The sequence below is a fragment of the Polaribacter sp. genome (genome assembly GCF_036480315.1).
Lineage (GTDB): Bacteria > Bacteroidota > Bacteroidia > Flavobacteriales > Flavobacteriaceae > Polaribacter.
Map to the genome: position 1 here is coordinate 85,857 of NZ_JAZGGG010000058.1, position 8,161 is coordinate 94,017.

Genomic DNA, 8,161 nt, shown 5'->3' on the forward strand with positions numbered 1-8,161 from the left:
ACTTTTTATTTATTATATTGATATTCAATTACTTAACAACGATAAAGCATTATTTTCTTGTTTTGTCATTTCTGTTTGGTCTTCTTCTGTTTTATCTTTAAACCCACAATAATGCAAAATTCCATGGATCATTACGCGCTGTAATTCTTGATCAAAAGAAACGGTATAATCTTTTGCATTGTCTACTACTCTATCAACAGAAATAAAAATATCTCCATTTATTAATTTACCTAAAGAATTATCAAAACTTATGATATCTGTAAATGTATCGTGTTGTAAAAATTCTACATTTAATTTATGTAAATATGCATCATCACAAAAAATATAATTGATTTCTCCTTCTTCGCATTCATGATATTCTATAATACTAGTAATCCAATTTTGTAATGAATCTTCATTTTCTAATTTAAAATCTACTTCGTAATTAAAACTAATCATTTTTCTTCTTTTCTGGTTCATAAAAATATTCACGAACCTTCTTTTTGTAATTTTGCTGCAAAGGTAATGATTGTCTGTTTAATATTTCTGTTTGATTGTAAAACAACTTTTTAAACTCTAATGCTTTAATTTGGTTCTTTTTATATTCCTTTTTATTCGCATTCGATTTACGTTTTTTATCCTTACCTTGTTCAAGTGCAGCTTTGTCTAATTTAAGTAATTCATAATTTAAATTTTGCATTTTTTGAAGTGTTGCTGCATTAAATCCTTTTTCTAAAATTTCACTCTCTAATTGCTCCATTGTTTTAAGAACCTTTTTAGCATTACCGTTTCCATTAGGGTTACCTTTTTCTGATTCTTTAATAGCTTCCTGTAATTGTTGCCTTAATTGAGATTGTTGCTTGTAAATTTCATACAATTCACCATCTAAATCATCATTTTCTCCATTTCCATCTCCACCACCTTTTCCGCCCTTACCTGGCTTATCACCTTTTCCTTCTTTTCTATTCTCACCAGATTTACCATTTTCTCCACTTTTTCCTTTTTTGCCAGGCTTTTCACCTTCTTTACCTTCGCCGGGTTTCTGTCCAGGTTTTTGACCTTTCTTCATTCCTTCTTTCATTTTCTTCGAAAGTTCTCCTTGTTTTTTAATGATATCTGGCAAACTAAAACCAGCTTTCTTCCCTTTTTTTCCTTTACCCATTTTCATGGAAGCATTTTTCATACTATTAAGAATATTGCTTAAATAGTCTGCTAAATTATTTGTGGAAGTCATTACATAACGCTGATTAGAAACGCCGTTATTGAATCTATTTTCAGAAAAGTTTTCTAAAGATTGTTCTAAATTATAATGCGCTGTAGATAAATCATCTTGAATTTTAGCTGAAATTTTTGGCAAACGCATTGAAAGCACATACAAACTATCGTCTATATGTTCAAAGTAGGTTCTAATATCATTTTGCTTTTTTAAGTCTTTTCCAAAATCTGGATGCGATGTTGAAGTCTCACTAAACTTATTCATTAAGTTTTCTTGCTTGAAAGAAAATGTAACCAAGTTTTCTAAAATTTTGCGCAAATCATCCATGTTTTCTTCAATGGATTCTCCTTCCATTTCCATCATGGCTTTTTGCATTTTAGCGCTCATTTCTTTCATCTTTTTTGATGAGTTTTTCTGACTTTTCTTTGCGGCGTTTTTATCTTGTTTTTTTAAGTCCTCTTCAGACTTTTTTAACTCTTTATCTACATCTTCTTTTTCATCTTCCGTATCCGGAAGCTCCATTGGTTCTTTTAATTTCTCATTGTCTTTAGTAAGTTCTTCTAACTCTTTTTTAATTTCCTCGAACTCTTTTTTAATTTCTTTTTGAGCTTCTAAACTAGTCTCTTTTTTTTTCTGTAGCCCATCTTGCTTTTTAGAAAGTTGTTCTAATTTATTAGCAATTTGCATTGTTTTTTGCTCCACATAAAAACGTTTCACCAATTCTAATGTTTTTTCTAAACTTCTTCTTTGTTGTTTATTTTGTTGCGCTAATTCTTTGGCTTTTTTAACTAAATCTTCTTTGTTAAGTTTCTCTGCTAATTTTTTAATTTCATCCAACAGCTTTTGTTGCTTATCTAGTTTTTTTAACTCCTCAATTCTCTTTTTTAATTCTTCTTTTTTATTTTGAAGGTTCTCATTTTCCTCTTTTTTATCATCAATATTTTCTTGCAACTTATCGGTTTGTCGTTGCATCATTTGTTTATATTGTTCTTGTCTTTTTATAAACTTCTGAACTTTCTTTTTATCATTCCAATTAACCTTCTTTTTATTCTGTAATTCTTGCTGAATTTCTTCTAATTCTTTTTCTTGTTTTTGTTGTTTCTGAATAGAATTTTCTAAATTATTAATGGTCTGTTTTTGTTCTTGTAATAATTCTTCTTCTACTTCTTCTGTCGTTTTCTGTCTGTAATTAAAAACTTTACTTTTTGCTTTTTTATTTCCGTTTACAGCATCGTTATCAAAAACTAGAAAAAATAATTCATAATTAATTCCAGACTGTAAATCTAATCCATTAGGAAATTGATAAAAAAATGTTTGAATATTCTCTTTAGAAATTTCTAGATTAAATGTTTTTTTCACTTGCTGGTTTTGGGCATCGTAATAAACAATCTGAAATTTATTTAAACCATAATCATCTGAAATTTGACCGGCAAATTGTGAAGTTCCACGTGAAATACTATCAATATTTGAAGTAACAGAAATTTGAGGAACTTCATCTTTTACTACGTCTACAGAGAACTGCAAATTATCGAAATCTTTTAAATTTTTGTTTGATGAAGAAATTTGATAATTAAATGATTTTCTAATTCTTTTAGAATATTCGAAATTGTCATCAGAAATTATCTTAAAAAAGGCTCTTTTATTATTGTTGATAAAAGCCACAGAATCTGTTTGACTTGTAGCAACCTTCCAAATAATTCTAGTTCCTTCAGGCACAATAATGCTACCTGTATTTTTTATTTTTTCTGACCGTTTACCAACATATCTCGGGTAGTTTAATTCCAAAGAAATATTATTAATTGTGGGTGTATTTATAACATTAATTTGATAATCTTGAGATTGAACTCCGTTTGCTTGTACAAAGAAATTTAATGGTTTTTGAACCTCTAAAAACGTGTAAGAAAAAGTTCCGTTTCCATTGTTTTGAAGGTAATATTGTTGGTTATCGAAATTAATTTTAGTTTCATGTGGTAACACATTTCCTTGTGTTAACACATCAATTTTAATTGATTTTCCTTGAATAACTTCTAAACTACTATTTGTAATTGAAAAGGAAAATGGAGCTGGTGGATTATACACTGTTCTATGATTTACAACTCGATCTAAACTTTCTTTAAAAACACTGTTATTTCCTGTAAATAAAGTAATTAACCAAATTAAAACAGGAACAATTGCATACTTTAAATACATTTTATTATTTCTAAAATCGATTGCTTTTACAAACGGAATTGGTTGTAATTCTTCCGATTTCTGATCGATACTTGCTAACAATAAGTCAGATTGATCTGCAGTTTCTTTTAACTGTAAAACATTCAATAATTTGTCTTGAACTTCAGGAAAATGATTTCCAATAATTTTTGAAGATGCTGTGAAAGAAATTCCTTTTCGTAAACCTATTAATTTAAATATAGGAACCGCAATAAAACGGGTTAATAAGAAAGCTTCAACCAAAATAAAAATCCAAAAAAGCATGGTTCTTGCAGTAGGTTTTAACCACAAAAAGTATTCTAAAAATAACGTAAATAAAAGGTATAAAAACCCTAACGAAAAGAATAAAATAATTCCTTTTATCAATTCGTTTGTATAAAATTTACGAGAAAACTGATGTAGTTTTCTTTCTATGTTTTTAAATCCGCTCATAATTAACTATTAAAAATACTATTTTTACATTGATACGCAATCAAATAACTGTTAAAACGAATTTTGTAAGTAATTATAAATTAATTCAACTAATGTTTAAAATCAACTAAAATGAAACAAATAGCTAGTTTTTTAATTCTAATAATAAGTCTTTCTGCTTTTTCACAAGGTCCTTGGACACAAGAAAAAGGAAAGTTTTACACACAAGTTTCTTTTACAACAATTGCAAATTATAATGAATTATTTGGTAATTCAGATTATAAAATTCAAGGTAAAATATCAGATAATACTATTCAATTTTATGGAGAATATGGTTTGTCAAATAAAACAACGTTACTTGTAAATCTTCCTTATAAAGTTATTTCACACAAAGGTTTGGTAAATCCTTGTTTAATTGCTCCTTGCCCTGAATATTCAAATAAAGAAAGTTCTTTAGGAAACATAGAGTTTGGTTTAAAACACAATTTCTATAAAAAAGATTGGTTGCTTTCTGGGCAATTTTCTATAGAAGCAAATACAAGTTCTTTTGATGCAAATTCTGGAATAAGAACTGGTTATGATGCTTTGTCTTTTATACCGCTTTTTTTAGCAGGAAAAAGTTTTAATAAATCTTATTTACAAACTTTTATTGGAACAAAAATTAGAACAAATAACTACTCATCAAATTTTAAAATTGGTGGAGAATATGGAAGGAAAATCACCAAAAACATTTGGTTGGTTGGTTTTTTAGATATTGAAAAATCTTTTAAAAATGGTAATATAGTTTTACCTGCTTCAAATTTAGCAACAGGTTTATATGTTAATAACCAAGAATATGGTGTTGTTGGTATAAAAGCAATAGGTGAATTCTCTGATAATTTTGGAATGACTGCAAGTTTACCTGCAGCTTTTTTTGGTAACAATGTTGCCAAACAAGTAGCTTTATCTGTTGGGATTTATAAGAAGTTTTAGATGAATTGTATTTCAATATCTATCTCTTGAGTTCCATGAACTTCTTTATCAAAATCAATTTTGTATTTATATTTTTTATTATATAAACTTAATACCTCTTCAATTTCCTTTTTACTATTTTCTATATTTATTAATTGATGTTTATGTCTATTTAAATTGTCAATTGATTTTTTTACAAAATAATAACCAGACACTAAAATAATAGAAGGAAAAGTAATTAGACATTTTGTTGATTTAAGATAAACTCTATATCCGTTATTAAGAAAATAATCAAAAACTAAATAGCCACATATCAACAAGAAAACACCAATAATACTTCCAATAACAAAATTTTTAAAAACCTTATTTTTAGTTAATTTTAAATCTTCATAATTCACAAGAACATCTTCTAAACTATTTAATAAATTATTATTTAATTCAATTTTTACACAAGTTCTATTAAAATCAGGTTTTCTATTTGTAACCCCACAAATACTTCCTTCTTTTAAATTTAAAACTTGATGATCACATAAATCACAATGCCTTTTCATTTTCATTTGTTAAAAATACTAAAAACCATTAAAAAACAAGTCTTTTTTCTTTTCTCTAATTTCTATTATAAGAACTATCTTTGCGCCATAAAAATATAGAAAAATGGAATCTAATGTTCGCGTTCGTTTTGCACCAAGTCCTACAGGACCTTTACATATTGGTGGTGTAAGAACAGCTTTATATAATTATTTATTTGCTAAAAAATACAACGGAACTTTTGTGCTTCGTATAGAAGACACAGACCAAACACGTTATGTTACAAATGCAGAACAATATATTATAGACGCTCTAGATTGGTGTAATATACCTTTTGATGAAGGACCAGGAAAGAACGAGAAATTTGGTCCTTACAGACAATCGGAACGTAAAGATTTGTACAAACAATATGCAGATACTTTAATTAAAACAGGTTGGGCATATTATTGTTTTGATACTTCAGAAGAATTAGATGCGCATAGAAAAGGGCATGAAGCAGAAGGAAAAACCTTTATTTACAATTGGCACAATCGTGAAAAAGGACGTTTGGTAAATTCTTTGGTTTTAACAGATGAAGAAGTACAAAACAGAATTACTTCTGGTAAAAATTTTGTAATCCGTTTTAAAACTCCGCAAGACGAAGTTTTAAAAATGGAAGATGAAATTCGTGGAAATATTACCATTGACACCAATACTTTAGACGATAAAATTTTATTTAAAGGTGATGGAATGCCAACGTATCATTTAGCAAATATTGTAGATGATCATTTAATGGAAATATCTCACGTAATTCGTGGGGAAGAATGGTTACCATCAATGCCATTGCACGTTTTATTATACAGGGCTTTTGGTTGGGATGCTCCAAAATTTGCACATTTACCATTAATTTTAAAACCTGTTGGTAAAGGTAAATTAAGCAAAAGAGATGGTGATAAATTAGGTTTCCCTGTGTTTCCTTTAGAATATACAAATGAAACTACTGGTGATGTTTCTCGTGGTTATAAAGAAGATGGTTATTTTTCTGATGGATTTATAAATATGTTAGCTTTTTTAGGATGGAATCCTGGAACAGAACAAGAAATTTTCTCTTTAGAAGGTTTGGTTGAAGCTTTCGATTTAAAACGTGTTAGTAAATCTGGCGCAAAATTTAGCCCAGATAAAGCAAGTTGGTTTAATCAACAATACATGCAATCGAAAAATGATGCAGTATTGACTGATTTATACTTACCAATCCTTACTGAAAAAGGAATTTCTACAAACAAAGAATATGTTTTAAAAGTAGTTTCTTCAATAAAAGAAAGAGCTGTTTTTGTAAATGATTTTTGGGATTTATCTAGTTTCTTTTTCGAAACTCCTACTGAATATGATGCAAAAACTTCAAAGAAAAATTGGAAAGAAGGAACATCTAAATTAATGACAGAATTAATTAGTGTTATTTCTTCAATCGAAGACTTTTCATCAACAAATACAGAGAAAGTAATTAAAGAGTGGATTACTGCTAAAGAAATTGGTTTTGGTAAAGTAATGCAACCTTTACGTTTGTCTTTAGTTGGTAAATTAGCTGGACCTCATTTATTTGATATTATTACTATGATTGGCAAACAAGAAACGATTAATAGAATCGAAAACGCGATTGAGAAATTGTAGTTTTTCTTCAAAATAAATTAAAACCTCTCAAGAATCTTGAGAGGTTTTTTGTTTTAAGATTGTAACAAATCAAAAAAATGTGCGTCCAATAATTAACTACTGAAATTCAGTATCTTTACATAAAATCAATTATTAACTACTAAAAAATTTACTATGCCAACAGTTCCATTTATTATTATAGGGCTTATTGTTCTATTTATTTTTGCATCAATATTTACTGTTAAACAACAAACTGCTGCTATAATTGAGCGTTTCGGGAGATTTAAAAGTATTCGTCAATCTGGGTTTCAATTAAAAATACCTGTTATAGATAAAATTTCAGGAAGATTAAGTTTAAAAATTCAACAATTAGATGTAATTATAGAGACTAAAACTTTAGACGATGTATTTGTAAGGTTAAAAGTTTCTGTACAATACAAAGTAATTAAAGAAAAAGTGTACGACGCTTTTTATAAATTAGATTACCCACATGATCAAATAACTTCTTATGTTTTTGATGTTGTAAGAGCCGAAGTACCAAAAATGAAATTAGATGATGTTTTTGTAAGGAAGGATGATATTGCTATAGCTGTAAAATCTGAATTAAATGAAGCAATGATGACGTATGGTTATGACATAATTAAAACTTTAGTAACAGATATTGATCCAGATGCACAAGTAAAAGAAGCAATGAATAGAATTAATGCAGCAGATAGAGAAAAAACTGCTGCACAATATGAAGGAGATGCACAACGTATTTTAATTGTAGAGCGTGCAAAAGCAGAAGCAGAAAGCAAACGTTTACAAGGACAAGGTATTGCAGATCAACGTAGAGAAATTGCACGTGGTTTAGAAGAGTCTGTAGAAGTTTTAAATAAAGTTGGTATCAACTCTCAAGAAGCATCTGCTTTAATCGTTGTAACACAACATTATGATACTTTACAGTCTATTGGACAACAAACAAATAGTAATTTAATATTGTTGCCAAACTCTCCTCAAGCAGGAAGCACAATGTTAAATGATATGGTTGCAAGTTTTACTGCAAGTAACCAAATTGGTGAAGCAATGAAAAACTCTAAAACTAAAAAATTAGATAAATAAAATCTTATTAAATAAAACCCGTTGTGCATTTAAATAATACTAATTTTTAAGTTGTTAATATTTCTATCAAAAGTAAACTTATTAATGAATTGAATAATTGTTAATGAGGTTAATTTTGAGAGTATTCTAGTCTTAAAACCT

6 protein-coding genes and 1 pseudogene are annotated in these 8,161 nt (G+C 28.1%); 3 read left to right on the forward strand and 4 right to left on the reverse strand.

Annotated elements, in window-relative coordinates:
- Window positions 1–24: 24 nt before the first annotated feature.
- A complete protein-coding gene (ybeY, locus tag V3V28_RS12460) occupies window positions 25–438 on the reverse strand; it encodes an rRNA maturation RNase YbeY (protein WP_331365342.1) in 414 nt (137 codons plus the stop codon).
- Window positions 431–3,835, reverse strand: coding sequence for a DUF4175 family protein (locus tag V3V28_RS12465; protein ID WP_331365343.1), 3,405 nt, complete (start codon window positions 3,833–3,835; stop codon window positions 431–433). The genes ybeY and V3V28_RS12465 overlap by 8 nt, the downstream gene beginning before the upstream one ends.
- 111 nt (window positions 3,836–3,946) lie before the next feature.
- On the opposite strand from V3V28_RS12465, the gene V3V28_RS12470 reads away from it, so the two are divergent.
- Window positions 3,947–4,786, forward strand: coding sequence for a hypothetical protein (locus tag V3V28_RS12470; RefSeq protein ID WP_331365344.1), 840 nt, complete (start codon window positions 3,947–3,949; stop codon window positions 4,784–4,786).
- On the opposite strand, the gene V3V28_RS12475 is transcribed toward V3V28_RS12470, so the two are convergent.
- Window positions 4,783–5,316 (reverse strand): hypothetical protein, encoded by a 534-nt coding sequence (locus V3V28_RS12475; RefSeq protein ID WP_331365345.1) that lies wholly within the window; start codon window positions 5,314–5,316, stop codon window positions 4,783–4,785. The genes V3V28_RS12470 and V3V28_RS12475 overlap by 4 nt on opposite strands.
- A gap of 103 nt (window positions 5,317–5,419) precedes the next feature.
- On the opposite strand from V3V28_RS12475, the gene gltX reads away from it, so the two are divergent.
- Together gltX and V3V28_RS12485 are read left to right on the forward strand one after the other, a co-directional pair.
- Entirely contained in the window at window positions 5,420–6,940 is a 1,521-nt protein-coding gene (gene gltX, locus V3V28_RS12480) for a glutamate--tRNA ligase (RefSeq protein WP_331365346.1), read from the forward strand.
- Window positions 6,941–7,093: 153 nt separating this feature from the next.
- The gene (locus tag V3V28_RS12485) at window positions 7,094–8,020 is read left to right on the forward strand and encodes an SPFH domain-containing protein (RefSeq protein ID WP_331365347.1); all 927 of its coding nucleotides are present in this window, start codon (window positions 7,094–7,096) and stop codon (window positions 8,018–8,020) included.
- Between the two features lie 29 nt (window positions 8,021–8,049).
- Here V3V28_RS12485 and V3V28_RS12490 read toward each other — a convergent pair.
- A pseudogene (locus V3V28_RS12490) lies at window positions 8,050–8,161 on the reverse strand (IS982 family transposase); the annotation flags it as partial.

Excerpts from the sequence above, each read along its gene's own strand:
- ybeY (WP_331365342.1), bottom strand. The coding sequence starts at position 438 with ATGATTAGTTTTAATTACGAAGTAGATTTTAAATTAGAAAATGAAGAT.
- V3V28_RS12465 (WP_331365343.1), bottom strand. The coding sequence starts at position 3,835 with ATGAGCGGATTTAAAAACATAGAAAGAAAACTACATCAGTTTTCTCGT.
- V3V28_RS12470 (WP_331365344.1), top strand. The coding sequence starts at position 3,947 with ATGAAACAAATAGCTAGTTTTTTAATTCTAATAATAAGTCTTTCTGCT.
- V3V28_RS12475 (WP_331365345.1), bottom strand. The coding sequence starts at position 5,316 with ATGAAAAGGCATTGTGATTTATGTGATCATCAAGTTTTAAATTTAAAA.
- gltX (WP_331365346.1), top strand. The coding sequence starts at position 5,420 with ATGGAATCTAATGTTCGCGTTCGTTTTGCACCAAGTCCTACAGGACCT.
- V3V28_RS12485 (WP_331365347.1), top strand. The coding sequence starts at position 7,094 with ATGCCAACAGTTCCATTTATTATTATAGGGCTTATTGTTCTATTTATT.